General features: G+C 64.0%; 2 protein-coding genes. Both read left to right on the top strand.

The window, feature by feature from the left end:
- The coding region (locus B3605_RS21800; protein WP_296436009.1) for an efflux RND transporter periplasmic adaptor subunit at window positions 1-1,128 on the top strand (1,128 nt) is incomplete at its 5' end.
- A gap of 39 nt (window positions 1,129-1,167) precedes the next feature.
- Window positions 1,168-1,429: efflux RND transporter permease subunit (locus tag B3605_RS21795; protein WP_296436007.1), on the top strand; the 262-nt coding region annotated here is incomplete at its 3' end.

The following is a 1,429-nucleotide window of genomic DNA, read 5'->3' as shown; positions in this document are numbered from 1 at the left end:
GCCGGCGGCGCCGGAGCGGCTCAGCAGGCGGCCGCCGTTGGCGTGATCACGCTGAAGAAGGGCGACTTCCCGGTTACGACCATCCTTCCCGGCCGCGCCGAGGCGTTTCAGACCGCCGACATCCGTCCGCAGGTCAGCGGCCTCATCCGCGACATCACCTTCCGCGAAGGCGGCGAGGTGAAGAAGGGCGACGTTCTCTACCAGATCGAAGACGCCCCCTACGTCGCGGCCGTCGCCCAGGCGCGCGCCGCCATCGCCAAGGCCGAGGCCAGCGTGCCGAGCGCGCAGAGCAATTTCGACCGCTACCAGCGCCTGGTCGGCTCCGGCGCCACGCAGATCGAGTTCGAAACCGCCAAGACCAACCTCCTGCAGGCCCAGGCCGAGGTCGAATCGGCGAAGGCCGCCCTTTCGGCCGCCGAGATCGATCTCGACCACACCAAGATTGTCGCGCCCTTCGATGGCGTGATCGACCAGACGGCCTACAACGTCGGCAACGTCGTCTCCGCCAACCAGACCACGGCGCTGACCACCGTTCGTCAGCTCGACCCGGCCTATATCCTTCTGACGGAATCGAGCACCAACCTGCTGCGTCTGCGCAGCGCGATCGCCGATGGCGAGATCAAGGGCACCAGCGGCAACGACGCCTTCCGCCTGATCCTCGAAAACGGCAAGGAATACGGTGAGAAGGGCACGCTCGACATGTCGAAGTCGGTTGTCAGCGAGACAACGGGCACCTTCACCATCCGCGTGCGCTTCCCCAATCCCGACCGCATCATCCTGCCGGGCATGTATGTCCGCGCGACGCTGGAACTCGGTTCCGAAAACGGCTTCGCCCTGCCCCAGCTCGCGACCAGCCGCAATGCCAATGGTGAGCTGTCGGCTCAGTTCGTTTCCGCGGATGGCAAGGTCGAAAACCGCATCTTCGAAAACGCATCGCCATCCAACAATGCATGGCTGGTGACCGATGGCGTCAAGGACGGCGATCAGCTGATCGTCTCCGGACTTCAGTCGATCACCGCGGGCATGCCGGTCAAGCCGACCGAGATGAAGATCAATGACAAGGGTATCGTCGTGCCCGTGGCGCCTCCAGCCGCCGCCGGCGACGCGCAGAAGCCCGCCGCGAAGTAACGCGTCGATCATTGATCCGAGCCGTACAGGAATTAGCCAATGGCCAAGTTTTTCATCCGACGTCCGATCTTTGCGTGGGTCATAGCGATCACGATCATGCTCGCGGGCGTGCTGGCGATCTTCACGCTGTCGATCTCGCAGTATCCGGATATCGCGCCGACCACGGTGCGCATCAACGCCACCTATCGCGGCGCCAGCGCTGAAACCGTCGAGAAATCGGTGACGACGATTATCGAGGACGGCATGACCGGCCTCGACGACCTCACCTACATGACCTCGACCTCGTCGACCGGCTCGGCCA

It is taken from the genome of Rhizobium sp. UBA1881, assembly GCF_002338015.1.
Classification (GTDB): Bacteria; Pseudomonadota; Alphaproteobacteria; order Rhizobiales; family Rhizobiaceae; genus Rhizobium.
This window is presented reverse-complemented; position numbering and strand designations above follow the sequence as displayed.